The sequence below is a fragment of the Novosphingobium sp. genome, from assembly GCF_019748365.1.
Classification (GTDB): Bacteria; Pseudomonadota; Alphaproteobacteria; order Sphingomonadales; family Sphingomonadaceae; genus Novosphingobium.
Genome location: NZ_JAIEPN010000158.1, coordinates 1 through 24,059, shown reverse-complemented (window position 1 = coordinate 24,059; position 24,059 = coordinate 1). Strand labels below are relative to the sequence as shown.

Here is a 24,059-nt window from a genome sequence, read left to right as displayed (position 1 = left end):
CATGGGGCTTTTTATTCAACCCAACTGGCCCCTTTTTAAACCGGTGCCTGGCCCGTTTTTATCCCGGTGTTGACAAGGCTGGTCTTATGAATTCCATCAATCGTTACCGGGGCGTCGCCGCTGTACGCGCGGATCATTCTCCGAATGCTCAAATCGGCGAAGTGCTCGCCGAGCTGAACAGCACCTTCACCGATTGGAGGGCGCGCAACGATTCCCGCGTGCGCGATCTGGAAACGTTCGTGAACCGACAGGCGGAGACTATCGAAGGACTGCGTATGGGCGGCGGTCCTGGCCTTGATCCCGGCGCGGGCTTTCGCCTTTCCGGTTTCGGTGTCGCGCCAATCACGAGCGAAGTGCGCGAAGAGTTCTTGAACGCTATGCGTGGGATGCCCAACGCCGGCATGACTTCGCAGTCCGGGCCCGATGGTGGATTCACGGTCAGGCCGGAAGTGGACAACACGATCGATGCGCTGATGCGCAATGGATCGGTGTTGCGCAATCTCGCTCGCGTGGTGGTGATCACCAGCGGCGATAGCTGGCAGAAGATCCTTGGCCGTTCCGGCTCGCAGAGCGGATGGGCTGGCGAAGAGGACACGCGCGCCGATACCGGCAGCCCCGCGCTTGGCATGGTGACGATCACGCCCTGGGAGCTCTACGCCATGCCGGAGCTTACGAACCAATTGATCGAAGATTCGAGCTTCGATGTGCAGAGCTTCCTGACCGAAGATGTTATCGGCGAGTTCGCACTGAAGGAAGGTGCCGCCTTCATATCCGGCGATGGGGCCAAGAAGCCGCTGGGATTCCTCTCTCGCGCTACGGCAACCACGGCAGACGCCACGCGCGCCTTCGGTACGTTGCAGTATGTTCCGTCTGGCGCTGCATCCGCTTTCGCTTCCACGAACCCGGCTGATGCGCTTCACGATCTGCTCAGCGCACTTCGCCCGGCCTACCGGGTAGGCGATGGCGTGGCCTGGATCATGAACAGCACCACGGCAAACGTGATCCGCAAGTTCAAGGATGGGCAGGGCAACTATCTCTGGTCAGCATCGATCGTGACGGGCCAGCCTGATCGCCTCTTGGGCTATCCGGTGGCGATCGATGAATCCATGCCTGATATCGCTGCAAACAAGTTCCCGGTAGCCTTCGGCAACTGGAGGCGCGGATTCGCAATCGTGGACAAACCTGGCCTTCGCCTGATCGCCGATCGGGTGACCAAGAAGGGTTGGACGAAGATGTATTTCAGCCGGCGCACCGGCGGCGGTGTCGTCGATTCCAACGCGATCAAGCTGCTCAAGATCGCCACGAGCTGATCGATCCCCCCGGCGGCGCGCTCCCCCGATTGCGCGCTGCTTCCGGCCGCAGTTTCCGTTGGGACGCTGCGGCCGGTTTCCATCGGCATTGATCCGAGAGGGCAGACATGAACACATTTGTGAAATTCGAAGGCGGGCGCGAGCTTGAAAAGCTGCTGCTCGAAATGGGGCGCACGTCTGCCATGAGGGTTGGCCGCGTCGCACTGCGCAAGGCGGCGAATGCCATCCTCAAGGATGCGCGTGCGCGAGTGCCGGTGAATGAGGGACGTCTACGGAAGGCGCTGCGCGTCCGCATCGACCGAGCGAAGACTGAGCGACAGCTCCTGTCAGCCCTGATCTATGTTTCGGCAACGGCATTCGACTATCGGCCCCGCAAGACGGGTCGGAAAACTGTGATCCGCAAGAAGCGCAATCCGTACCAGAAGGTCGATCCGGGCTATACCTACCAAATCGGCTCGCGGCCTGACATTTATGGCCGATTCATCGAGTATGGCGCACCAGGCCACGGCGTTGCCCCGAGGCCATTTCTGCGGCCGGCCTGGGCTGCGCAGGGCGGAGTTACTGCCCTGGTGCTCCTGAAGCGCGAGTTGGCTGCAGGCATCGTCGAGGAGGCGCGGAAACTGCGCGCTCGCGGCTGATCGTCGATGCTCCCGGCGCGCTGTCAATGTGACTGGCAGCATTTGCGGCGCGCAGCTTGCAATATGGTCGAGAATTGGGCAGCCTTGGATTGGCTGCAGTCAATTTGACGCGCCTCGAAAGGCGGTAAGTCACTGTGACGGAGTTCCGACGCAAGCCGAAATCCTGCTGAAAACATAGTGCCTTCAGATAGATGCGATGCGCGACAAGTCGCGTACGGTGTGCCCTCTTTTCGATCCACATGCATCCGGCCGGATTCTTCCATTGGCGGCGTCGGGAATCGTGAACATGCGGCGCCCGACTGGTGGATCTGGTCGCGCTTGCTGGCGGCCAGCATCGCGGTTGTTCGGGGCTGTGTTACTTCTCAGCAACGCGACTTCGTCTAAATGCGTATGGTAATGGACCATTCAGCTTGGGTCCGATATATCGGGCCCAAGGAGTAGGGGCATGAGCGTGCTTATTGCTGCCCGCACCCTCGGCGAGCTGAGTGGCTGGCGGCTGACAAATCTCGAAATGCACAAGATGCTATACGTTGCCCATATGCTGCATTTGGGCCGGACCGGCATGCTTTTAGTCGACGAAGATTTCGAGGCTTGGGACTACGGGCCAGTGCTGCCGTCTCTCTACAAGGCGGTCAAAAACCACAAGCATATGCCGATTCTCGCGTTCAATCATGTCCATGCGTTCGAACCGGGTTCGCCTGAACGGGTTTCGATCGAGGAGGCTTACGCCCTTACCCGTCACTTGCGCCCGGGCGAACTGATCCGCCTGACGCACCGGGACGGCGGAGCGTGGGACGCAAACTATGATGGCGTCCGGCGAAGTGCCAAGATCTCGACGGCCGACATTCTTGCCGAGTTTGAGTGCTACATGCTCCCTTCAGACGATGCCGTCGGTTGGGCCGAACAAATGGCGGACCAAGTTGCAGCGACCCCCTCCCGGTACCTTTGTGGTGAGAGAAAGCGAGCTTTCCGAGCACGTGTACTTCCGGGACATCTGCACTAGTCCATTTTTGGACGACGAGTTCCGACAGTTCTACCAGGACCTGCATCTAAAGCCCCGGCAGATTGGGGTACGATTTCGTTTGGGCGATCCCGCAAAAGAGCATTGGCTTTATGAGAGTCCTCGGATTCCGCGGCGGCCTCGCATGCGGGTATACTATACGATTGAGCAAGACATCGTATCGATCGAACGTATTGGGCTCGCTTAGCTCCCCGCAGCGATTTGCGGTTGGCATGCCAGAGCATTTCTGCGCGGCAAGTTTGCCGGATCGTAGATGATTGCCGCAGCGTGTCATTGGGCGTAGGCTGCGATCGGGCCAACCACCGCGCCAACGGTGATCGGCCCGCGTCCAAAGCAACCGATAAGGGGTTACCATGGCTAGAAAACCCGTAGGGGCAGGCGGCGACCTGTTCAAGCTTCCCGCGTCTCTCTCAACCGTTTGCGACCAGGATCGCGAATTCTGGCGCTTGCATGCGACCTGGCGCGAAGCTGAGGACGCATTCGAGGCGAGCCCGTTTTCCGGGGATGATCCGGAGGGCGAGCTGATGCTGGATCGTGCAACGAAGCTTCGAGACGCAATGTTCCTCGAGCCGATCTCCACGGTAACGGCGCTGGCAGCCAAGATTGATGTGATCGCGGAAGCCGGTGCTTGCGGTACTGTGGGCATGGATCTGCCCGGTGATCGGACCGTTTTCGAAATGATCCGGCGCGACTGCCAGCGGCTCGCCGATGCTGAGGCGGCAGCTGTGAGTCGCTGAGACGTTACCTGCAGTGTTACCTTGCTCTCAAACTGATGCTCGGTATTCACTCTAAGTATTTGAAAAATGGTGCGCCCGGCGGGATTCGAACCCACGGCCCCCAGATTAGGAATCTGGTGCTCTATCCTGCTGAGCTACGGGCGCCCGGCTTGTCCTTTAAGGGGCGGGTCGCCGTCTGGCAATCGCGTGCGGTCAGTTGACCTCGCCGGGCGGCACCACGGGAACGATGACCGGCGCGACGGGCACGCCTTCCTCGATCAGGCTCTGCACTTCCTTCGGGCTGGCGCGGCCGTGGATCATCGCGGGATCCTTCTCGCCATAATGCATCGCGCGCGCATCCTCGGCGAAGCTTTCGCCCACTCAGGTCGAGGACTTGAGCATCTCGCTCTGCACGGCGGCGACGGCCTTGAGCATGGCGACGGCCTCGGGCGGCAGCGGCCCGTTCGCCACAGGCTGCGGCACATCGGGGCGCGGCGCTGATGGTGCGGCGGGAAGTTGATTGCCCTTGCGCGTCAGACGGGGGGCAGACAGCGCCTTGTCCACTTCGGGCGCGCCGCAAACCGGGCAGGTGACAAGCCCGCGTGCCTGCTGGCCGGCAAAATCTTCGGAACTGGCGAACCACCCTTCGAACCGGTGCCCGCCTGCGCGGCATTCAAGGTCGAAAACAATCATGATGTCAGGATGTAGGGATCGGCCGCCGGTTGGCAAGACTGGGCACTTGCGCGCGCACCTCGGCAATGCGGGCAAGGTCGATCTCGGCAAAGCCCAAACCGCTCTCGTTGCCCATATCGAGCACGACGTCGCCCCAGGGATCGACCACCAGGCTGTGGCCATAGGTCTCGCGCCCGTCCTCATGGCGACCAACTTGCGCCGCGGAGACGACGAAGGCACTGGCCTCCACTGCCCTTGCGCGCTGCATCAGGTGCCAGTGCGCTCGGCCGGTGGGCACAGTGAAGGCCGCCGGAATGGCAATGACGTCGCACTTGCGCTGGCCCAGCGCCTCGAACAGCGCGGGGAAGCGGATATCGTAGCAGATCGCGAGGCCCAGTCGGCCGAGCGGCGTGCCGTCCACCGTCACCACCGCTTCACCCGGCTGATAGGCGGCCGACTCGCGCCAGGTTTCGCCGGTGGCCAGATCGACATCGAACATGTGGATCTTGTCGTAGCGCGCGGCAATCTCGCCGGTTGGCGTGATCACGAAGGCACGGTTGGCCCAGCGCGCGCTATCCGCCTTCACCGCAAGGCTGCCGATATGCACCCAGATGCCCGCCTTGGCCGCCGCATTGCGGACTTCGGCCAAGACAGGGCTTTCCTCCTCGGGCACCACATGGCGGCTACCCCGCGCCCGGTCACGATCGAGCAGGCCGGACATTTCGGGCGTGAAAAGCATTACTGCGCCCTCCCCCGCCGCCTGCTCCGCCGCGCGGGCCATTGCAGCGGCATTGGCTGCAGGATCGATTCCCGTCGTCATCTGCAGCAGCGCAATGCGCCGCGTGTCAGCGCTCATGCGGCGAGCATGGGATCAAGCTCGCCTGCCGCCTCGAGCGCGGCGAGATCATCCGAGCCGCCGACATGGTGGCCATTGATGAATATCTGCGGCACCGTCATCGCGCCCGGCGCACGCTCCAGCATCTCGGCACGCTTCTCGCCGCCGAAGGTGATGTCGTATTCGGTGACATTCGCGCCCTTGCGCCCGAGCAACGCCAGCGCGCGGCTGCAATAGGGGCAGCCCCACTTGGTGTAGATCTCGACAGTCGCGGTTGGGGCAGCAGCTTCGCTCATGGGGACCTCTTGAAAACGCAAAATCGCTAACACACATGGTTGTCCGTGTCATGCGCCGCAAGGCGGGCGTGACCACAAGTGAACCGCCGGGCGCCATTTCGGGTCCGGCAACAGTGCAGATTGCTCAAACACGAGGATTGCAACCATGGAACGTTTCGATTTCACCCCCTATCGCCGCTCGACCGTGGGCTTCGACCGCCTGTTCGACCTGCTCGAACGCCAGGCCCGCGCCAATGCCGGCGACAACTACCCCCCCTTCAACATCGAACGCCGCGGTGATGACGAATACCGCATCACGCTCGCCGTCGCCGGTTTCAAGCCGCATGATCTCGATATCACCGCGCAGCAGAACCTGCTGGTGATCAAGGGCCAGCGCACCGAGGCGCAGGACGGCCACTTCCTCCACGTCGGCATCGCCAACCGCGCGTTCGAGCGCCGGTTCGAACTCGCTGACTTCGTCCGCGTCGAAAGCGCCGACCTTGCCGACGGTCTCCTTGTCATCGACCTCGTGCGCGAAGTGCCCGAGGCGATGAAGCCCAAGAAGGTGCTGATCGGCGGCAGCAATGCCAAGCCGCTCACCGTGGTCGAAGGCGACGCCAGCGCTGCGGCCTGATCTGAATGGCGGGTTGTTAACCGGGGGCGGTCCTTGCCGGGCCGCCCCTTTGCTCTACCAAGCCTCGGCGATATCGACGAGCGCCTCGCGGTCGAGCACCGTCACCCGCCCACCCTTGAGCGCGACGATCCCGCCATCCGCCCACGCCGAAAGCTGGCGGTTGATCTGCTCGCGCGACATGCCGGCGAAGTTGCCCAGTTCGCCCTGGCTGAGCGCGATCTTGAGCCGGGTCTCTTCCTCGCCGCCCATCATCAGTCGCAGCAGGAACCGCGCAAGGCGCGGCCCCGATGTGTAGGCCCGGTCCGCCTCGATCACCGTGTTGTTCTGCCGCAGCCGCCGCGCCATCGCCTGCAGCAGCCGCATCGCCAGCCCCTGATGCTTGCCGACGATCTCGGCAAAGGCGCTGCGCGTCAGCCCCAGTGCCTCGACCGGCTCGATGGCTTCCACGGTTGCCGTCCGCTCACCACCATCAAGGAAGGCGATTTCACCCAGCACCGCGCCGCGCTCGGCATAATCGAGCACGATCTCGCGCCCGTTCGCCGCCACCATGCTGACCCGCGCCAAGCCGCTGAGCACGATCCACAGTGTATCGCCGGGATCGCCCTGCAGGATGATCGCCGAACCCGCCTTGAAGCTGCGCACCGTCCCGCGTGCGGCGATATCGGTCAGTTCCTCGGGCGCACACCCCGCCAGCAGGCTCTGCGCATTGAGGGTCTGGGCAAGTGTGGCGGCGTCCATGCGAAGTCCCCCTCCCTGCCCGGCCGGATCAGACCAGACGCGCCTGTTTCACTGCGGCCGTAATAAAGCTCTTGAACAACGGATGCGGTTCGAACGGGCGGCTCTTGAGCTCGGGATGGAACTGCACCCCGATAAACCACGGATGGTCCGGCCGCTCGACGATTTCCGGCAGCAGCCCGTCGGGCGACATGCCGGAGAACACGAGGCCCTTCTGCTCCAGCCGCTCGCGATAGGCGACGTTGACTTCGTAGCGGTGCCGGTGGCGCTCGCTGATCGCATTGGAACCATAGATCTGCGCGACATGGCTGTTGCCCGATAGCTGCGCATCATAGGCGCCGAGCCGCATCGTGCCGCCCAGATCGCCGCCCGCGGCGCGCGTCTCGAGGCCCTCGGGCGTCATCCATTCGGTGATGATGCCCACCACCGGTTCCTCGGACGGGCCGAACTCGGTCGAGCTTGCGCCCGAAATCCCCGCCAGATTACGCGCGCCCTCGATGCAGGCCATCTGCATGCCGAGGCAGATGCCGAAGAACGGCACGCCCCGCTCGCGCGCAAAGCGCACGCTGGCAATCTTGCCTTCGGTTCCGCGCTCGCCGAAGCCGCCGGGCACCAGAATGCCGTGCATCGGTTCGAGATAGGCCGCGATTTCGGCATCGTCCTTCTCGAAGATCTCGGCATCGATCCAGCGGATGTTGACCTTCACGCGGTTGGCCATGCCGCCATGGACCAGCGCCTCGTTGAGCGACTTGTAGGCATCCTGCAGGCCGACATACTTGCCCACAACGCCGATGGTCACTTCGCCTTCCGGGTTCTGATGGCGATCGACAATATCGGTCCAGCGCCCCAGATCGGGCGTAGCCGGGCTGCCGAGGCCAAAGTGGCGCAGCACTTCCGAATCGAGCCCCTCGCCGTGATACTGCAGCGGCACCGCATAGATGCTCTGCGCATCGAGCGCGGGGATCACCGCTTCCTTGCGCACGTTGCAGAACAGCGCGATCTTGGCACGCTCGTTCTCGGGCAGCGGCTTCTCGCAGCGGCAGAGCAGGATATCGGGCTGAATGCCGAGCCCGGTCAGCTCGCGCACCGAATGCTGGGTCGGCTTGGTCTTCAGCTCGCCCGCGGCGGCGATATAGGGCACCAGCGTCACGTGGACGAAGCAGGTCGCCTCGCGCCCCAGTTCGTTGCGCATCTGGCGGATCGCCTCGATGAACGGCAGGCTCTCGATATCGCCCACCGTGCCGCCGATCTCGCAGAGCACGAAGTCGAGATCATCCGTCTCGTCCTTGGCGAAGGCCTTGATCGCGTCGGTCACGTGCGGGATCACCTGCACCGTGGCGCCGAGGTAATCGCCGCGCCGTTCCTTGGCGATGATGTCGCGGTAGATGCGGCCCGAGGTGATGTTGTCCGATTGCCGCGCCGAAACGCCGGTGAAGCGCTCGTAGTGCCCCAGGTCGAGGTCGGTCTCCGCCCCGTCATCGGTCACGAAGACTTCGCCGTGCTGATAGGGGCTCATCGTGCCCGGATCGACGTTGAGATAGGGGTCGAACTTGCGGATCCGCACCCGGAAGCCGCGGGCCTGCAGCAGCGCCGCGAGGCTCGCTGCCATGAGGCCTTTGCCAAGCGAGGAAACCACGCCGCCGGTGATGAAAATGAACCGCGCCATGGGAGTTGGGCCTTACCGTCAGATGCTCTGCATGCGCAAGCGGTCAGCGCCGAAATGGCACCGTCAATCCACAGACGAGACGCAAGAGACTCGTAAACACGAACAGGCGTTCCCGGCCGCCTTTGGGGGCGAGCGGGAACACCGATGGAATGGTGCCGGAGTATCCGGCGTCTATGCCTTACTGCTTGGCGCCGCCCGCAAGCGGATCGGCCGCCGCGCCGCCCTTGGCTGGAGTGCCCGGGGCGCTCCTGGCGGGAGCCGCAGGCCCGGCAGCAGGTGCCGCCGCCGGAGCGGGCTGCGCTTCGGCCGGACCGGCAGCAGGCACGCCCTGCACCGGTGCCAGCGGATCAGGCGCGGGCACGGCCGGGGCCGTACGCTGAAGCGAGGTATCGATCTCGCGGTTCGACGTGGTGCCCACGGCCAGCGCCGCCAGCAGGATGCTGAGGCCGACGAACAGCGTCGCCAGCACCGTGGTGGCGCGGGTCAGGAAATCGGCCGCGCCGCGCGCCGACATGAAGCCCGCCGGGCTGCCGCCAACGCCAAGGCCGCCGCCTTCCGATTTCTGGATAAGGATCACGCCGACAAGCGCGGCAGCCACCAGCGCCTGGACGACGGTAAGGAAAATGAAGAGAGACATCGCGGGTCAACCTGAAGAGAATGCGCCGCATCTAGGGCGCATGGGCCCCGCGCGCAAGGGCGCAGCAAGCCCGGCGGTCCGAAGCGGATCAGCCTTCCGGCTGCGAGGCGGCCGCCACGATCGGCAGGAAGGCATCGGCGGTCAGGCTTGCGCCGCCCACCAGCGCGCCGCCCACACCGTCGGCAGCCAGCAAGCCGGCCGCGTTCTCGCCGTTCACTGAACCGCCGTAGAGGATGCGGATCTTGTCCGCGTCCTCGCCGAAGATTGCGGCCAGCCGCGCGCCGACGGCGGCATGCATGGCAACCACGTCTTCCACAGCCGCAACGCGGCCCGTGCCGATCGCCCAGACCGGCTCATAGGCCACCGCAAGGCGGCTTGCGGCAACCGCCGCGCTCTCGCCCGAAGGAACCGAACCTTCGATCTGGCGCGAAACCACCGCTTCGGCCTTGCCCGCATCACGCTCTTCCAGCGTCTCGCCGACGCAGATGATCACGCTGAGGCCTGCGGCAAGCGCGGCTTCCGCCTTGGCGCGCACCAGCGCATCATCCTCGCCGTGATCCCGGCGGCGTTCGCTATGGCCAAGGATCACGAAGTCCGCGCCGATATCGGCCAGCATGGCGGCGGAAACGTCGCCGGTGTGCGCGCCCTTTGCCGCCGTATGGCAATCCTGCCCGCCGACGCCGATCGCGCTCACCGCCTCGCGCACCGGCCCAAGAAACGGAAACGGCGGTGCCAGGGCGATTTCCACGTCGGGATAGCGCTGCGCCGCACGGTCGATCGCCCGCGCTTCGGCGAGCATGACCCGGCTGCCGTTCATCTTCCAGTTGCCGACGATGTAGGGACGCTGGCTCATGGGACCTTGCACACTGGCACTAGGTGATTCCTTCTCATGCTCTGGCCGCTATCAAACCGCAGACCGGTTTGCAAAGCGCAGGATATGCAAAGTCGGTGATTACCTTACGGCAGATTTGCGCGGTTCCGCCCGGCAGGCTGATCCCCGCAGCCGCCAGACAGCGCAGACCATTGCGGGAATTCGGTTTGCCCCCTAATGCGCCCCAAGGACACATTCTGCCGTGAATGCTTGCCCGACACCCACTGCTAATGACAGGCCCCGATGCTCGGCTTAATCCGCTCTCTGACCAAGTCCCGTATCGGCGCCTTCATCGCGCTGATCTTTCTCGGGCTCATCGCGTTCTCGTTTGCGGGGGCCGACATTTCCGGCGCCAAGTTCGGCGGAGCCGACAATGCGGACCGCGCGGTGACGGTGGGCTCGGCCCATATCAGCACGATCGACGTGCAGAAGGCGATGAGCAATGCGCTGGAAAACGCGCGTGCCGAGAGCCCGACGGTCACGATGAAGGATTTCGTCGCGCAAGGGGCGCTTGAACAAGTCGTCGACAGCCTGGTCGATCGCGCTGCGCTGATGGAATGGGCCCGCCAGAGCGCGGTCGGCATGGGTGTGAGCAACCGGCTGATCGACAGCGAGATTGCCAAGATGCCGGCGTTCCAGGGCGCTGACGGCAAGTTCAGCCAGGCTGCCTACAAGGCACTGCTCGGCCAGAAGGGGATTTCCGATGCCCTGCTGCGCGACGACGTCGCCAAGGGGCTGATGGCGCGGCAAGTGCTGATCCCCGCCGGGATCGGCGCCACCATGCCGCAGAGCGTGGCGCTGCGCTATGCCGCAGTGCTCAAGGAAACGCGCGAGGGCGTGGTCCAGCTGGTGCCTTCTGCCGCCTTCGCCCCCAAGACGCCGCCTTCCGATGCCGATCTCGCCGCGTTCTACAAGGCAAGCGGCGCGCGCTATCAGCACCCTGAGCGCCGCACGATCCGCTATGCGATCTTTGACGAGACCTCGATCAAGAACCTGCCCGCGCCCAGCGATGCCGAAATCGCCACGCGCTACAAGCTGAACGCGGCTACATATGCCGCTTTCGAAATGCGCGCGTTCACACAAGTGATCGTCCCGACCGAACCCGCCGCCAAGGCGCTCGCTGCCGAAATCGCAGGCGGAAAGTCGATCGAAGCTGCGGCCGCGGCCAAGGGTCTTTCGGCCCGCAAGAATCCGGCCACGAAGCGCGCGACGCTGGAATCCCAGGCATCCGCCGCTGTCGCCAATGCAGTCTTCACCGCTGCCAAGGGCGCAGTGGCAGCGCCTGCCAAGGGTGCCCTCGGCTGGTATGTGATCCGGCTCGACAGCGTGGTCCAGAACCCCGGCAAGTCGCTCGATCAGGCGCGCGGCGAAATCGTCGCCGCGATCGTGGCCGAGAAGCGCAAGGCCGCACTCGCCGATCTTTCCGCAAAGTTCGATGATGCCTTCGGCAGCGGCACCGGCCTTGCCGACGTCGCCAAGAGCGCCGGCCTCACCGTGATCACCACCGATCCGCTCGAAGCCAACGGCGCCGTTCCCGGCCGTCCGGACATCAAGCCCAATGCCGATGTCACCCCGCTGCTGCAGGCCGCATTCGGCATGGAGCGCGAGGGCGAACCGCAGGTTGCCGAGATCAAGGCCGGCGAGCGCTACGTGATCTTCGACGTTGGCCAGATCACCCCGGCCGCCCCGCCGCCGCTGGCCGAAGTGAAGGACAAGGTCGCCGCCGACCTCCAGACCTCGCGCGGCTATGGCGCGGCCAAGGCGGCCACCGACAAGCTTCTGGCGGCGCTGGCGAAGAAGGTGCCGCTGGCCGAAGCGCTGAAGACGCTCGGCGTCGCCGTGCCGCCCGCGCAGCCGGTCACCATGCCGCGCGAGCAGCTCAACGCCATGCAGCCCAAGATACCCGCCCCGCTCCAGCTCATGTTCGAAATGGCGCAGGGCACGGCCAAGAAGCTCGAAGCGCCGGACAAGGCCGGGTTCCTCGTCGTTGTCCTCAACAAGGTCACGCCCGGCACGATCAAGGCGGACGATCCGTTCCTCGCCCGTGCCCGTGTCGAACTGGGTCAGCTCATCGGCCGCGAATATGTCGACGAACTGCGCGCCGCCGTGCGCGAGGCGGTCGGCGTGAAGCGCAACGAGGCGGCCATCGCGGCGCTGCGCACGCAGCTCATCGGCGGTCAGTAAGGCCGTGGCGGCGGCAGCGGACACGATGGATGCGGGCATCGCCGGCCTGCTCCCCGATGGCGGTGCATCGGCACGCGCCGCGCTTGCAGCCGGGCGGCCCGCGCTGGTCTGGCGCAAGCTGATCGCCGACACCGAGACGCCGGTCGGCGCAGCGCTCAAGCTCATGGCGGAAGGCCGCGGCGATTTCCTGCTGGAATCGGTCGAAGGCGGGGAAGTGCGCGGGCGCTACAGCCTTCTCGGGCTCGATCCCGATCTCGTCTTCCGTGCCGAGGGCGCCGCAGCGGAAATCAACCGCACATGGCAGACCGACCGCGAGGCCTTCGCCCCGCTCGCCGAACCCGCGCTCGCCGCGCTGCGTGAGCTGGTCGGCGAATGCCGCATCGATGTGCCCGAGGGCCTGCCCAAGTCGCTCGCCTGCCTCGTCGGCTACTTCGGCTACGAGACGATCGGCCTTGTCGAAAAGCTCCCCCGCGCGCCCGCCAGCCCGCTGGAACTGCCGGACATGCTCTTCGTGCGCCCCAGCGTCGTCCTCGTGTTCGACCGCCTCTCGGACGAGCTGATCGCCGTCGCCCCCGTCTGGCCGACGAGCAGCGCGCCCGAACGCCTCGTCAGCGCCGCGGCAGACCGCATCGACGCCGCCCTCGCGCGCCTCGCCGATCCGGTCCCTGCCGATCCGCGCCTCGATGCCGCTGAGCCGGCCGAGCGCACTGCCGTCATGGCGCCCGCCGACTACGAGCGCATGGTCCTGCGCGCCAAGGACTACATCGAGGCGGGCGACATCTTCCAGGTCGTGCTCGCCCAGCGCTTCACCGTGCCCTTCCCGCTGCCGCCCGCCGCGCTCTACCGCTCGCTGCGCCGGATCAACCCTTCCCCGTTCCTCTATTTCCTCGATCTCCCCGGCTTTGCCATCGTCGGCTCGAGCCCCGAGATCCTCGTGCGCATCCGCGACGGCGAAGTCACCATCCGCCCCATCGCGGGCACCCGCCCCCGGGGCAAGACCGAGGCCGAGGACCGCGCCAACGCGCAGAGCCTCCTCGCCGATCCCAAGGAGCGCGCCGAGCATCTCATGCTGCTCGATCTCGGCCGCAACGACGTCGGCCGCGTCGCCGCAGCGGGCACGGTCAAGGTGACCGAGAGCTATACCATCGAGCGCTACAGCCACGTCATGCACATCGTCTCGAACGTAGTCGGCAAGCTCGACAGCGCGCGCGCCGACAGCGTGGACGCGCTCTTCGCCGGCTTCCCGGCGGGCACCGTCAGCGGCGCCCCCAAGGTCCGCGCCTGCGAGGTGATCGCCGAACTCGAACCCGAAACCCGCGGCGCCTACGCCGGCGGCGTCGGCTATTTCGCGCCAGACGGCTCGGTCGACAGCTGCATCGTCCTCAGAACCGGCGTCCTCAAGGACGGCGTGCTCCACGTGCAAGCGGGCGCGGGCATCGTGGCGGACAGCAACCCCGAATACGAACAGCGCGAATGCGAAGCCAAGTCCGGCGCGCTCTTCGCCGCCGCCCGCGAAGCCCTGCGCGTCGCCTCCGAACCCCGCTTCGGCCAGTAAGGTCAATTCCGACATGATCCTCGTCATCGACAACTACGACAGCTTCACCTGGAACCTCGTCCACTATCTCATGGAAATGGGCGCGCAGGTCGAAGTCGTGCGCAACGATGCGATGTCTGCGGGGCAGGCGATCTCCACCGGCGCGCAAGGGTTCCTGATCTCGCCCGGCCCCTGCACGCCCAACGAAGCGGGCATCAGCCTCGATCTCGTCGGCGCGGCGGCGGATGCGGGCGTGCCGCTGCTTGGCGTGTGCCTCGGCCACCAGTCGATCGGCCAGTATTTCGGCGGCCAGGTCGTGCGCGGCGGGCTGATGCACGGCAAGACCTCGCCCGTCACGCATGATGGCTCGGGCCTCTTCGCCGGCCTCCCCTCGCCCTTCACCGCCACGCGCTATCACAGCCTCGTGGTCGAGAACGTGCCCGAAAACCTGATCGTCAACGCAACCTCGGACGACGGCCACGCCATGGGCTTCCGCCACAAGTCGCTCCCGATCCACGGCGTGCAGTTCCACCCCGAATCGATCGCGACCGAGCACGGCCATGCGCTTCTCGCCAACTTCCTCAGGATGTGCGGCATCACCGCGAAGATGCCCACGCACCTCGCAGCATGACCTCGCTACCCGAAGTTGCTCCGACGCCGCTTGACGAAGCGGAAGCCGAGGCCGCGTTTGCCGCGATCCTCGATGGCACCGTGCCGGACGAGAGCATCGCCCCCTTCCTCGTCGCCCTTGCCGAACGCGGCGAAACCGCCCCCGAAATCGCCGGCGCCGCCCGCGCAATGCGCGCCCGCATGATCCCGATCCATGCCCCCGCGGGTGCCATCGACGTCTGTGGCACCGGCGGCGATGGCCACCACACGCTCAACGTCTCGACCGCCGTCAGCCTCGTCGTCGCGGCCTGCGGCGTCCCCGTCGCCAAGCACGGCAACCGCGCCGCCAGCAGCAAGGCGGGCGCTGCGGACACGCTGGAAGCCCTCGGCCTCAATCTCGACCGCGCCGCCGAAACCGCCGAACTCACCCTTGGCGATCTCGGCATCTGCTTCCTCTTCGCGCAGAAGCACCATCCGGCGCTCGGCCGGATAGCACCGATCCGCAAGGCACTCGGCCGCCGCACGATCTTCAACCTGATGGGCCCGCTGGCCAACCCGGCACGCGTTCGCCGCCAGCTCGTCGGGATCGCCCGGCCCGCCTATGTGCCGATCTATGCGGAGGCGATCCGCCGCCTCGGCACCGATCACAGCCTCGTCGTCTCGGGCGACGAAGGGCTCGACGAGCTCAGCCTCGCAGGCGGCAACGAACTTGCCGAAGTGAAGGACGGCAACGTCCTGATGCGCCGCGTCACGCCCGCCGATGCCGGCCTTGCCACCGCGCCGGTCGAAGCGCTGCGCGGCGGCGATCCCGCCTATAATGCCGCCGCGCTGCGCGCGCTGCTGCAAGGCGAACATGGCCCCTACCGCGACGCCGTCCTCTTCAGCTCTGCCGCCGCGCTGATGATCGCGGGCGAAGCGGCCGATTGGCACGAAGGCGTCGAGGAAGCCGCCGAATCCATCGACAAAGGGCTGGCGAATGCCCTCCTCAACTGCTGGATCGCTGCGCTGAAGTAAGGGGGGGGGCTCGCAGAGGCGCAGAGGGAAAGAAGATCGCAGAGAGGCCGGGGTCCAAGGCCAGATCAGCCCTCGATTGCCCAACTCTGCGGCTTCGCCGCTTTCAAAAACTCGCCGCTCTTCCCTTCCTTCTCTGCGTCTCTGCGAGAAACCCCTCTTCCTTCTCAGCCTACAGCCCCCTAAAGCCGCCCCACATGACCGACACCCTCACCACAATCATGGCCACCAAGCGCGAGGAAGTCGCCGCCCGCAAGGCCGCGTCCACGCTCGCCGATCTCGCTGCGCGCGCCAGCCAGCAGACTGCCCCGCGCGGCTTCGAGGCAGCGCTGCGTGCCCGGGCTGAGACCGGTTTTGCCCTCATCGCCGAAATCAAGAAGGCCAGCCCCTCCAAGGGCCTGATCCGCGCCGATTTCGATCCCCCCGCGCACGCCCGCGCCTATGAAGCGGGCGGCGCCACCTGCCTCTCGATCCTCACCGACGCGCCCTATTTCCAGGGCCACGAGGACTACCTCATCGCCGCCCGCGCCGCCTGCGCCCTGCCGGTCCTGCGCAAGGATTTCATGGTCGATCCGTGGCAATGTGCCGAAGCCCGCGCCATCGGGGCCGATGCCATTCTCATCATCGTCGCCGCGCTGGATGATGGCCAGATGGCGGAAATCGAAATGGCCGCGCGCGAACACGGCATGGACGTCCTTGTCGAAGTCCACAATGAGGCCGAAATGGAGCGCGCCGCCCGCCTTCAATCGCGCCTGATCGGCGTCAACAACCGCGATCTCAAGCGCTTCGTTACTGATCTCGGCACCACCGCTCGCCTCGCGCCGCTTGCGCCCGAAGGCACGCTGCTCGTCGCCGAAAGCGGCATCGGCGGGCACGCGGACGTGCTGACGCTCGCAGCAGCAGGCGCCAAGGCCTTCCTCGTCGGCGAAAGCCTGATGCGCCATGATGACGTGACCGCCGCCACCCGCGCGCTGCTCGGTGCCTGAAGGCCCGCTCAAGCTGTTCTTCGACGGCGGCTGCCGCCCCAACCCCGGCATGATGGAAACCGCCGTCGCCGCGCGGGGGCAGGTCTGGCACCGCCCTGCCATCGGGCATGGCACCAACGACGAGGCTGAATGGCAGGCCCTGCTCGACGCGATGGACGTCGCCAGCCAGCTTGGCGCGACAGATATCGTCCTCCTCGGCGATTCCGCGCTGGTTGTTGCGCAGGCAAGCGGCACACTGAAGCCCCGCCCCGCTTTCGCAGGCTTCCATGCCCGCTTTCAGGAACAGTCCGCGCGCTTCACCCGTATACGCGTCCGGCGGATCAAACGCGCGCAGAACCTCGCCGGAATCGCTCTCGCAAAGGCATGGCCCCGATGACGACACGCATGAAAACACTGGGCCTGATCGGCGGGATGAGCTGGGAAAGCACGTCCGAATACTACCGCATGATCAATCAGGGCGTGCGTGACCGGCTGGGGCCCAAGGCCTCCGCCCGGCTGGCGCTGTGGTCGTTCGATTTTGCCGAGATCGCGGCGTTGCAGGCGGCGGGCGAATGGCACGCGCTCGATGCGCTGATGGTCGATGCCGCCCGCCGTCTCGAGGCCGCGGGCGCCGAACTGCTCCTGATCTGCACCAATTCCGTGCATAAGTCCGCCCCCGCCATTGAGGCCGCATGCGCGCTGCCGCTGCTCCACATCGTCGATCCCTGCGCTGCGGCGCTCAAGGCCGATGGGCATGCAAAGGTCGGCCTCCTCGGCACGGCCTTCACCATGGAACAGAGCTTCTACCGCGCGCGCCTCGAAGAGCAGCACGGTCTTGAAGTGCTGATCCCCGAAGCAGACGACCGCGCCGAGGTCCACCGCGTGATCTACGAGGAACTTGTCGCCGGCCGCATCGAGCCTGCCTCACGCGAAGCCTATCGCGGCGTCATTGCGCGCCTTGCCGCACGCGGCGCGACCGCCATCATCCTCGGCTGCACCGAAATCATGCTTCTCATCGGCCCCGAGGACAGCCCGGTGCCGCTCTACGACACGACCCGCCTTCATGCCGAAGCTGCCGTCATGCTGGCGCTGGCCTGACGTTTTTGCGTCTGTCCTACTCCGCGCCACTATGGCATCACCGCCGCATGAAACCGCGCATTTCCATGGCTCCTGAAGCTGCCACTGGCCCTGCATCTCCGGCTCCCGAGTTTTCGCTCAGGACTGTGTCAACTGTGTCAACCTGTTGGATTTCACGCCCGTGAGCGAACTCACCCACCTCGATGCGCAAGGCCGTGCGCGCATGGTCGACGTCGGCGGCAAGGCCGAGACTCAGCGCGTCGCCATCGCCCTCGGGCGCATCCGCATGAACGCCGCCACGCTCGCCGCGCTGCGTGATGGCAAGACGCCCAAAGGCGACGTCCTCGCCGTGGCGCGCATCGCCGGGATCATGGCGGCAAAACGCACCGCCGAGTTGATTCCGCTCTGCCACCCGCTCGCGCTCGATGCCGTCAGCGTCGAATTTGCCTTCGTGGAAGACGGCGTCGAGGCCCGCGCCACCGCCTCGCTCACCGGCCGCACCGGGGTCGAAATGGAAGCGCTGACCGCCGTCTCCGTGGCGCTCCTCACCGTCTACGACATGGCCAAGGCCATCGACAAAGCCATGGTGATCGACGGCGTGCGCCTGATCGAAAAGCGCGGCGGCAAATCGGGCGACTGGCGCGCGCCATGAGCGAACTGCAAACCCCTGCTCGCCCCAACCCGCCGCTACCGCTCGAGGAAGCGCAGCGCCGCCTGATGGCGATTGCCCCGGTGCTGCCGATCGAGCACCGCGGCACCGCCGATTGCCTCGGCTTCCACCTTGCCGAGCCGCTGACCGCGCTGCGCACCCAGCCTGCCGCCGATGTCTCTGCGATGGACGGCTACGCCCTGCGCGCCGCCGATCTGCCCGGCCCCTGGCGCGTGATCGGCGAGAGCGCAGCCGGACGGCCTTTCAGCGGCGTGGTCGGCCCCGGCGAAGCGGCCCGCATCAGCACCGGCGCGCTTGTCCCCGCCGGTGCGGACATGGTCCTCATTCAGGAAGATGCCGCGCGCGAAGGCGACAGCCTGACCCTCACCGGCACGCCGCCAGAGCCCCCCGCCCGCCATATCCGCCCAGCTGGCATGGATTTCCGCCGCGGCGATGTGCTGATGGCCCCCGGCACGAAGATCGGTGCCGCGCAGATCGCGCTCGCACTCACCGCAGGCCACGCGCATCTGCCCGTCCGCCGTCAGCTCCATCTTGCGGTGATCGACGGCGGTGACGAGCTTGCCGCGCCCGGCGCCGAACTTGCAGACCATCAGCTTCCCGCCAGCAACAGCGCGATGCTCGCTGCGCTCGCCACACAGCCCGCCGTGCGCATCACCCGGATCGGACCCGTGCCGGACCGCCTCGAAGCCCTGAAGGCCGCGTTCGATTCCGCGCGCGATGCGGATGTCATCGTCACCAGCGGCGGCGCTTCGGTCGGCGATCACGATCTCGTCCGCCCGGCGCTGGCTGAACTCGGCGCTGAGCTTGCCTTCTGGCGCGTCGCGATCAAGCCGGGCAAACCGCTTCTCGTCGCGCGGCGCAGCGCGCAGATCATTCTCGGCCTGCCCGGCAACCCCGCCGCCGCTTTCGTCACCGGTTTCCTGTTCCTTCTGCCGGTCATCCGCGCCGCGCTCGGTGCGGGCAGCCCGATGCCGCGCCCGATCCCCGCCGCACTCAAGGAAGCCATGCCGGCGGGCGGCAGCCGCATGGAGTTCCTGCGCGCGGTATGGGACAGCGGCGAAGTCTCGCTCGATGGCTTGCAAGACAGCGGCGCGCTTTCCTCGCTTGCTCGCGCCAACGCCCTTGTCGTGCGCCCAGCGAACGAACCCGAAACGCCCGCAGGTAAGTTTGTTCCTGTATACCTGCTGTAAAGGCACGGAATTGCTTGACGGCTAATATTTCGTTGCTTATTCGTTCCGCATTCGTTCACTAGATGGGAGTGCGCACGGATGCTCACGCGCAAGCAGCATGAACTGCTGACCTTCATTCAGACCCGCCTTGAAGATTCCGGCATCTCCCCCTCGTTCGAGGAAATGAAGGAAGCGCTCGATCTCAAGTCGAAGTCGGGCGTCCACCGGCTGATTTCGGCGCTGGAAGAGCGCGGCTTCATCCGCCGCCTGCCCAACCGCGCCCGCGCGCTTGAAGTGATACGGGATAGCGACGCCGGCGGTGCCAAGCCCGCCAGCCGCGCCGCAGCCAGTGCGCCCAGCGCGCTCGCCCCGCTGCGCAGCCCGGCCCCGGCGCGCGAACCCGCCAACGACGTGATCGAGATCCCGCTCCACGGCCGCATCGCGGCGGGCGTTCCGATCGAGGCCCTCGAAGGCACCTCCACTCTCCCCGTCCCTGCGGCGCTGCTCGGCTCGGGCGAGCACTATGCGCTCGAGGTTTCGGGCGATTCGATGGTCGAGGCCGGCATTCTCGATGGCGACTACGCCCTCGTGCGCCGCACCGACACCGCGCGCGATGGCGAGATTGTCGTCGCCCTCGTCCGCGGCGAGGAAGCGACACTGAAGTACCTGCGGCGCGAGCGCGGCATGGTCCGGCTTGATCCCGCCAACGCGGCCTACGATCCGCAGTACTACCAGCCGCACGAGGTTCAGGTTCAGGGCAAGCTCGCAGGGCTCCTGCGCCGCTATCACTGAACCGGTTTAGGGCCCGGCTCTCCGCTAGCGGTGGAAGCCGGACCTGCCTGCCGAGCGCGAGGCTGCCAGGGCGGCGGACGGCGGAACCAGCCGTGCTCCCCCTGTGTCTCCGCCACGCTGCGCACCCGGCCCGAGACGAGATCGATGGCGAGCCCGCCCGTCTGGCGCAGCAGCGCCCGGTCGGCCTTCAGAAGACGCGGCTTGCAAGCAGCCGGCAAGCGCCTGTCCGCCACCACGATATCGGCGCGCTGGCAGGCGGCTGCGAGCACCGGAATCGCCACCAGATCCTTGCCCCGCGCCATCAGCAGATCAAACCGCCGCCCGCCGCGCACCAGCGAGATGGCACAGAAATCGGGATTGCAACGCGCGCCCTTCCAGTCCTCCAGCACCACCGCATCACCCGTCATCCCGGCGTTTTCGAGCAGCGCGGTGCGGGTATAGCTTTCCTCCCGCACCGCCCGCAGCACGAGGAGATCGGGCCCCTCTCCGGTGATCCCCACATGGTGCCCATCACCCGAGATCAGCACGTCCGGCGTGCGCGTCAGCATGAGTGCGGCCACGCCCAGCGCGATCGGCGCGAAGCCCCACAACCGCACCCGCCCGCTCCACAGCGCGAGCCACAGCAGCCCGCTCACGAACAGTGCGAAGGTTCCCCCCGTCATCCCCGGCATCATCGTCACCGCACCGGGCTGGCCCGCCACGAGATGCGCCAGCCACAGCAGCAGTTCGAGTGACTTGCCCACCGCCCACCATGCGGGCGCGCCCAACCCGAACAGATCGAGCGCGAGGGCCAGCGCGATCAGCGGCATCGTCAGCACCGTCGTCAGCGGGATCGCGATCACATTGGCCGCCGCGCCATAGATGCCGGCGCGGTGGAAGTGGAACAGGCTGATCGGCATGAGCGCGATCTCGATCACCAGGCCCGTCATCAGCAGCATCGCCAGATGCCGTCCGAGCCGCGCCAGACTCCCCTCGTGACTATGCGAGAGGAAGGCTTTCGCCGGCGCCGAGGTGCTGAACGCCACAATGGCAATCACCGAGGCAAAGCTCATCTGGAAGCTCGGCCCCAGCACCGCCTCCGGCCAGAGCAGCATGACGATGACCGCCGCGGTCGCCAGAAGCCGCAGTGAAAGCGGATCGCGGCCCAGCGCCAGTGCGGCAAGGACCAGCAGCGAACCCGCAACCGAGCGGACTGTCGGCACTTCGGCACCGGTCAGCAGCGTGTAGAAGAGGCCGACCCCGGCACCGACACCGGCCGCGAGCAGCGGCAACCTCACACGCAGCGCGATGAACGGGAACAGCGCCAACAGCCGGATCGTCAGGAAATAGGCGCCCGCGATCACCGCGCTCACATGCAGGCCGCTGATCGAGAGCAAGTGCGTAAGGCCCGCATCGCGCATCGCTTCCTCGTCATCCTGCGCGATCGCGCCGCGGTCGCCGCTCGCGAAAGCCGCCGCGATCGTGCCCGGGGAGCCGGACAGCTGCGCGCGGACATGATCGGCCAGCCGCTGCTGCCATTGCCTCAGCGACCAGCCTTCCTGCGCCGGGGCGACAAGGGTGACGGGTCCGACGACGTTGCCGGTCGCGGCAAGGCCCTGAAACCACGCGGCGCGCGCAAAATCGTAGGCCCCAGGAAGCATCGGCGGCGCGGGCGGCATGAGCCGGGCGCGCAGGCGAACCTGAGCGCCCTCGACAAGTCCGGGCTGATCATTCTCGTCCGGCAGGTTGAGCCGCACCTGCAACGGCTCGCCATGGCCTTCAACCTGCGCCCTGATCAGCAGGCGCACCCGATCACGCGCGCCCTCCACTTGCCGGTCGAGAACGCGGCCCTCGATCATCACGACTTCGGGCCGCGCGATTCCCGGCTCGCCCACCACCACCGACTTGGTCCAGATGACGGCGCAACCAGCCGCGAGCATTGCCGACATGCCGATCAGCGCCGCGCGAAGGTGGCCAAGATCGCCGTCCGAATCGATCAGCAAGCCGCCCACGGCCACCGCACCGCACAATGCAAGGAAGCCCGCCCATTGCCACGGCCCCGCAAGCACGGCCCAGCAAGCGATTCCAACGCCGAAGGCCACTGCCAGCCATGGCCCGCGCTCGAACGGACGGCTGCCAAGGAACGCCTCAATGGTGCGGTGCATGCTGGACAAGGCGGCGAGTTTGTCCCAGAGGCTTGTCCGCCGTGATGATGGTTCACCAAGGGGTTGGGCCAAAATCGGCGACATGACCGGATTAGGAAGGATCGCGCCCCCAATGGCAAGCGCCAGTGACACCGTTTCTGCAGGATCAGGCGCGGGCGCTGCTGCTGTACGCAAGGGCGTGGTAACCCGCTTCGCTCCCTCGCCCACCGGCTATCTGCACATAGGCGGCGCACGCACCGCGCTGTTCAATTGGCTCTTTGCGCGCCACCACGGCGGCACCTACCTGCTGCGGATCGAGGATACCGACCGCGCGCGCTCGACCGAACCCGCCATCGAGGCGATCTTCGATGGTCTCAACTGGCTGGGCCTCGGCGGTGACGAGGAACCGGTGTTCCAGTTCGCGCGTTCGGAGCGCCACGCCGAGATCGCGTACAAGCTGCTTGAAGCGGGCCACGCCTATCGCTGCTACCTCACGCAGGAAGAGCTGGCCGCCCGCCGCGCCGCTGCGCAGGCCGAGCGCCGTCCCTTCCGCATCGAGAGCGAATGGCGCGATGCCGATCCTGCGGCCTGGCCCGAAGGCCAGCCCTGGGTCGTCCGCATCAAGGCGCCGCGCGATGGCGCCACGACCATCGACGATCTTGTGCAGGGTCCGATCACCGTCCAGAACGTGGAGATCGACGACTACGTCATCCTCCGCAGCGACGGCACGCCGACCTACATGCTCGCGGTGGTGGTGGATGACCACGACATGGGCGTGACGCACGTGATCCGCGGCGACGACCACATCAACAACGCGTTCCGCCAGCTTGTCATCATTCGCGCCATGCAGGCGGTCGAGGGTTCCGGCTGGGACGACCCCGCCTATGCCCATATCCCGCTGATCCACGGCGCGGACGGGGCGAAGCTTTCGAAGCGCCACGGCGCACTGGGCGTCGATGCCTATCGCGACGAACTGGGGCTGCTGCCCGAAGCCGTGTTCAACTACCTGCTCCGGCTCGGCTGGGGCCACGGTGATGCCGAAATCATCAGCCGTGACGAGGCAGTCGCGTGGTTCGAGATCGGCGATGTCGGCAAGGGCGCCGCACGGTTCGATCTCAAGAAGCTGCAGAGCTTCAACGGTCACTACATCCGCGAGGCGGGCGATGCGCGGCTGGCAGCGCTGGTGGCACCGCGCCTTGGCGGGCTGGGCGATGCGGGCCTTGCCCTGCTGACCGAGGCGATGCCTGTGCTGAAGGTGCGCGCGGCAGACCTCAACGAGCTTGCAGCCGGTGCGCGCTTCCTTTTTGCGACGCGCCCGCTGGCGCTCGACGAGAAGGCGGCCGGCTTGCTGACCGACGATGCACGCGCGCTGCTGGCCGCGATGGCCGAGCGGCTGGCGAACGAGGACTGGACGGCCGCGCCGCTCGAAGCGTCGCTCAAGGCGATGGCCGAGGAACGCGGGCTCGGTCTTGGCAAGCTGGCGCAGCCGCTGCGCGCGGCGCTGACCGGCACGACTACCTCGCCCGGCATTTTCGACGTACTGGTACTTCTGGGACGAGACGAGTCGCTCGCCCGGATCGCGGATCAGGCTACGTCGGCTACGTGATGTAACTTTCCGGGCCCCGGCCCGAACCCAACCCAGCCGGCAGACAGCCGCTATAGAAGAGCAGACAGGAGGGTAGATCGTGAGCGACAACCAGGCGACCCTGAATGATGGCGACAAGACCATCACCATGCCGATCAAGAGCGGCTCGATCGGGCCCGATGTCATCGACATTCGCAAGCTCTATGCCGAGACCGGCAAGTTCACCTACGACCCCGGCTTCACCAGCACGGCAAGCTGCGACAGCGCGCTGACCTATATCGACGGCGACGAGGGCGTGCTGCTCCACCGCGGCTATCCCATCGGCCAGCT

Annotated in this window: 23 protein-coding genes, 1 tRNA gene and 2 pseudogenes; 17 read left to right on the top strand and 9 right to left on the bottom strand. The window is 66.4% G+C overall.

What is annotated here, in order from left to right; all coding sequences use genetic code 11:
* The 4 genes from K5Q19_RS17400 to K5Q19_RS17385 form a co-directional block, all read left to right on the top strand.
* On the top strand, positions 1-1,310 hold a 1,310-nt coding region (locus K5Q19_RS17400), incomplete at its 5' end, for a phage major capsid protein (RefSeq protein WP_292947925.1).
* Positions 1,311-1,417: 107 nt separating this feature from the next.
* The gene (locus tag K5Q19_RS17395) at positions 1,418-1,948 is read left to right on the top strand and encodes an HK97 gp10 family phage protein (protein ID WP_292947923.1); all 531 of its coding nucleotides are present in this window, start codon (positions 1,418-1,420) and stop codon (positions 1,946-1,948) included.
* A gap of 445 nt (positions 1,949-2,393) precedes the next feature.
* Positions 2,394-2,951 carry a type II toxin-antitoxin system antitoxin SocA domain-containing protein gene (locus K5Q19_RS17390; protein WP_292947920.1) on the top strand — a complete coding sequence of 186 codons (558 nt, stop codon included), beginning with the start codon at positions 2,394-2,396 and terminating at the stop codon, positions 2,949-2,951.
* Between the two features lie 371 nt (positions 2,952-3,322).
* The gene (locus K5Q19_RS17385) at positions 3,323-3,706 is read left to right on the top strand and encodes a hypothetical protein (RefSeq protein WP_292947917.1); all 384 of its coding nucleotides are present in this window, start codon (positions 3,323-3,325) and stop codon (positions 3,704-3,706) included.
* 67 nt (positions 3,707-3,773) lie between these two features.
* Here the strand turns inward: K5Q19_RS17385 and K5Q19_RS17380 are convergent.
* The 4 genes and pseudogenes from K5Q19_RS17380 to grxC all read right to left on the bottom strand — a co-directional run bounded on the left by K5Q19_RS17380 (position 3,774) and on the right by grxC (position 5,488).
* Positions 3,774-3,850 (bottom strand) — tRNA-Arg (locus K5Q19_RS17380).
* A 48-nt stretch (positions 3,851-3,898) separates the two neighbouring features.
* Positions 3,899-4,378: pseudogene (locus tag K5Q19_RS17375) on the bottom strand (DUF1178 family protein).
* Positions 4,379-4,382: 4 nt separating this feature from the next.
* Positions 4,383-5,213, bottom strand: coding sequence for a carbon-nitrogen hydrolase family protein (locus K5Q19_RS17370; protein ID WP_292947915.1), 831 nt, complete (start codon positions 5,211-5,213; stop codon positions 4,383-4,385).
* Positions 5,210-5,488 carry a glutaredoxin 3 gene (grxC, locus tag K5Q19_RS17365; RefSeq protein ID WP_292947913.1) on the bottom strand — a complete coding sequence of 93 codons (279 nt, stop codon included), beginning with the start codon at positions 5,486-5,488 and terminating at the stop codon, positions 5,210-5,212. The genes K5Q19_RS17370 and grxC overlap by 4 nt, the downstream gene beginning before the upstream one ends.
* A gap of 145 nt (positions 5,489-5,633) precedes the next feature.
* On the opposite strand from grxC, the gene K5Q19_RS17360 reads away from it, so the two are divergent.
* On the top strand, positions 5,634-6,101 hold the full coding sequence (locus tag K5Q19_RS17360; protein ID WP_292947910.1) for an Hsp20 family protein: 468 nt from the start codon (positions 5,634-5,636) through the stop codon (positions 6,099-6,101).
* Positions 6,102-6,155: 54 nt separating this feature from the next.
* On the opposite strand, the gene K5Q19_RS17355 is transcribed toward K5Q19_RS17360, so the two are convergent.
* The 4 genes from K5Q19_RS17355 to tpiA all read right to left on the bottom strand — a co-directional run bounded on the left by K5Q19_RS17355 (position 6,156) and on the right by tpiA (position 9,992).
* Positions 6,156-6,839: a Crp/Fnr family transcriptional regulator gene (locus K5Q19_RS17355; RefSeq protein ID WP_292947907.1), complete on the bottom strand. Its 684-nt coding sequence runs from the start codon at positions 6,837-6,839 to the stop codon at positions 6,156-6,158.
* Positions 6,840-6,867: 28 nt separating this feature from the next.
* The gene (locus tag K5Q19_RS17350) at positions 6,868-8,502 is read right to left on the bottom strand and encodes a CTP synthase (protein WP_292947904.1); all 1,635 of its coding nucleotides are present in this window, start codon (positions 8,500-8,502) and stop codon (positions 6,868-6,870) included.
* 178 nt (positions 8,503-8,680) lie between these two features.
* Positions 8,681-9,139, bottom strand: a complete 459-nt coding sequence (gene secG / locus K5Q19_RS17345) for a preprotein translocase subunit SecG (RefSeq protein WP_292947901.1) — start codon at positions 9,137-9,139, stop codon at positions 8,681-8,683.
* An 88-nt stretch (positions 9,140-9,227) separates the two neighbouring features.
* Positions 9,228-9,992 (bottom strand): triose-phosphate isomerase, encoded by a 765-nt coding sequence (gene tpiA, locus K5Q19_RS17340; protein WP_292947898.1) that lies wholly within the window; start codon positions 9,990-9,992, stop codon positions 9,228-9,230.
* Positions 9,993-10,253: 261 nt separating this feature from the next.
* On the opposite strand from tpiA, the gene K5Q19_RS17335 reads away from it, so the two are divergent.
* The 10 genes from K5Q19_RS17335 (at position 10,254) to lexA (ending at position 20,021) form a co-directional block, all read left to right on the top strand.
* The gene (locus K5Q19_RS17335; protein ID WP_292947895.1) at positions 10,254-12,194 is read left to right on the top strand and encodes a peptidylprolyl isomerase; all 1,941 of its coding nucleotides are present in this window, start codon (positions 10,254-10,256) and stop codon (positions 12,192-12,194) included.
* 25 nt (positions 12,195-12,219) lie between these two features.
* A complete protein-coding gene (locus K5Q19_RS17330; RefSeq protein ID WP_292947927.1) occupies positions 12,220-13,749 on the top strand; it encodes a chorismate-binding protein in 1,530 nt (509 codons plus the stop codon).
* 13 nt (positions 13,750-13,762) lie between these two features.
* Positions 13,763-14,359: an aminodeoxychorismate/anthranilate synthase component II gene (locus tag K5Q19_RS17325; protein WP_292947892.1), complete on the top strand. Its 597-nt coding sequence runs from the start codon at positions 13,763-13,765 to the stop codon at positions 14,357-14,359.
* A complete protein-coding gene (gene trpD, locus K5Q19_RS17320; protein ID WP_292947889.1) occupies positions 14,356-15,351 on the top strand; it encodes an anthranilate phosphoribosyltransferase in 996 nt (331 codons plus the stop codon). The genes K5Q19_RS17325 and trpD overlap by 4 nt, the downstream gene beginning before the upstream one ends.
* 194 nt (positions 15,352-15,545) lie before the next feature.
* A complete protein-coding gene (gene trpC / locus K5Q19_RS17315; protein ID WP_292947886.1) occupies positions 15,546-16,334 on the top strand; it encodes an indole-3-glycerol phosphate synthase TrpC in 789 nt (262 codons plus the stop codon).
* The gene (locus K5Q19_RS17310; protein ID WP_292947883.1) at positions 16,327-16,710 is read left to right on the top strand and encodes a reverse transcriptase-like protein; all 384 of its coding nucleotides are present in this window, start codon (positions 16,327-16,329) and stop codon (positions 16,708-16,710) included. Before trpC ends, K5Q19_RS17310 begins: the two co-directional genes overlap by 8 nt.
* Positions 16,711-16,718: 8 nt before the next feature.
* Positions 16,719-17,411: an aspartate/glutamate racemase family protein gene (locus K5Q19_RS17305; RefSeq protein ID WP_292947880.1), complete on the top strand. Its 693-nt coding sequence runs from the start codon at positions 16,719-16,721 to the stop codon at positions 17,409-17,411.
* Positions 17,412-17,571: 160 nt separating this feature from the next.
* Positions 17,572-18,042: a cyclic pyranopterin monophosphate synthase MoaC gene (gene moaC / locus K5Q19_RS17300; RefSeq protein ID WP_292947877.1), complete on the top strand. Its 471-nt coding sequence runs from the start codon at positions 17,572-17,574 to the stop codon at positions 18,040-18,042.
* Positions 18,039-19,250: a molybdopterin molybdotransferase MoeA gene (locus tag K5Q19_RS17295; protein WP_292947874.1), complete on the top strand. Its 1,212-nt coding sequence runs from the start codon at positions 18,039-18,041 to the stop codon at positions 19,248-19,250. Before moaC ends, K5Q19_RS17295 begins: the two co-directional genes overlap by 4 nt.
* A gap of 78 nt (positions 19,251-19,328) precedes the next feature.
* Positions 19,329-20,021, top strand: a complete 693-nt coding sequence (gene lexA / locus K5Q19_RS17290; RefSeq protein WP_292947871.1) for a transcriptional repressor LexA — start codon at positions 19,329-19,331, stop codon at positions 20,019-20,021.
* Here lexA and K5Q19_RS17285 read toward each other — a convergent pair.
* A complete protein-coding gene (locus K5Q19_RS17285) occupies positions 20,015-22,165 on the bottom strand; it encodes a ComEC/Rec2 family competence protein (RefSeq protein WP_292947868.1) in 2,151 nt (716 codons plus the stop codon). The genes lexA and K5Q19_RS17285 overlap by 7 nt on opposite strands.
* A 112-nt stretch (positions 22,166-22,277) precedes the next feature.
* On the opposite strand from K5Q19_RS17285, the gene gltX reads away from it, so the two are divergent.
* Together gltX and gltA are read left to right on the top strand one after the other, a co-directional pair.
* Positions 22,278-23,750, top strand: a complete 1,473-nt coding sequence (gene gltX, locus K5Q19_RS17280) for a glutamate--tRNA ligase (RefSeq protein WP_292947865.1) — start codon at positions 22,278-22,280, stop codon at positions 23,748-23,750.
* Between the two features lie 127 nt (positions 23,751-23,877).
* Positions 23,878-24,059, top strand: a pseudogene (gltA, locus tag K5Q19_RS17275) (citrate (Si)-synthase); the annotation flags it as partial.

Coding starts and splice junctions, on each gene's coding strand:
- K5Q19_RS17390 (WP_292947920.1), top strand. CDS start 2,394: ATGAGCGTGCTTATTGCTGCCCGCACCCTCGGCGAGCTGAGTGGCTGG.
- grxC (WP_292947913.1), bottom strand. CDS start 5,488: ATGAGCGAAGCTGCTGCCCCAACCGCGACTGTCGAGATCTACACCAAG.
- gltX (WP_292947865.1), top strand. CDS start 22,278: ATGGCAAGCGCCAGTGACACCGTTTCTGCAGGATCAGGCGCGGGCGCT.
- K5Q19_RS17350 (WP_292947904.1), bottom strand. CDS start 8,502: ATGGCGCGGTTCATTTTCATCACCGGCGGCGTGGTTTCCTCGCTTGGC.
- K5Q19_RS17325 (WP_292947892.1), top strand. CDS start 13,763: ATGATCCTCGTCATCGACAACTACGACAGCTTCACCTGGAACCTCGTC.
- K5Q19_RS17305 (WP_292947880.1), top strand. CDS start 16,719: ATGAAAACACTGGGCCTGATCGGCGGGATGAGCTGGGAAAGCACGTCC.
- secG (WP_292947901.1), bottom strand. CDS start 9,139: ATGTCTCTCTTCATTTTCCTTACCGTCGTCCAGGCGCTGGTGGCTGCC.
- K5Q19_RS17370 (WP_292947915.1), bottom strand. CDS start 5,213: ATGAGCGCTGACACGCGGCGCATTGCGCTGCTGCAGATGACGACGGGA.
- K5Q19_RS17335 (WP_292947895.1), top strand. CDS start 10,254: ATGCTCGGCTTAATCCGCTCTCTGACCAAGTCCCGTATCGGCGCCTTC.
- K5Q19_RS17385 (WP_292947917.1), top strand. CDS start 3,323: ATGGCTAGAAAACCCGTAGGGGCAGGCGGCGACCTGTTCAAGCTTCCC.
- lexA (WP_292947871.1), top strand. CDS start 19,329: ATGCTCACGCGCAAGCAGCATGAACTGCTGACCTTCATTCAGACCCGC.
- K5Q19_RS17295 (WP_292947874.1), top strand. CDS start 18,039: ATGAGCGAACTGCAAACCCCTGCTCGCCCCAACCCGCCGCTACCGCTC.
- K5Q19_RS17360 (WP_292947910.1), top strand. CDS start 5,634: ATGGAACGTTTCGATTTCACCCCCTATCGCCGCTCGACCGTGGGCTTC.
- K5Q19_RS17395 (WP_292947923.1), top strand. CDS start 1,418: ATGAACACATTTGTGAAATTCGAAGGCGGGCGCGAGCTTGAAAAGCTG.
- K5Q19_RS17355 (WP_292947907.1), bottom strand. CDS start 6,839: ATGGACGCCGCCACACTTGCCCAGACCCTCAATGCGCAGAGCCTGCTG.
- trpC (WP_292947886.1), top strand. CDS start 15,546: ATGACCGACACCCTCACCACAATCATGGCCACCAAGCGCGAGGAAGTC.
- tpiA (WP_292947898.1), bottom strand. CDS start 9,992: ATGAGCCAGCGTCCCTACATCGTCGGCAACTGGAAGATGAACGGCAGC.
- K5Q19_RS17330 (WP_292947927.1), top strand. CDS start 12,220: ATGGATGCGGGCATCGCCGGCCTGCTCCCCGATGGCGGTGCATCGGCA.
- K5Q19_RS17285 (WP_292947868.1), bottom strand. CDS start 22,165: ATGCACCGCACCATTGAGGCGTTCCTTGGCAGCCGTCCGTTCGAGCGC.
- trpD (WP_292947889.1), top strand. CDS start 14,356: ATGACCTCGCTACCCGAAGTTGCTCCGACGCCGCTTGACGAAGCGGAA.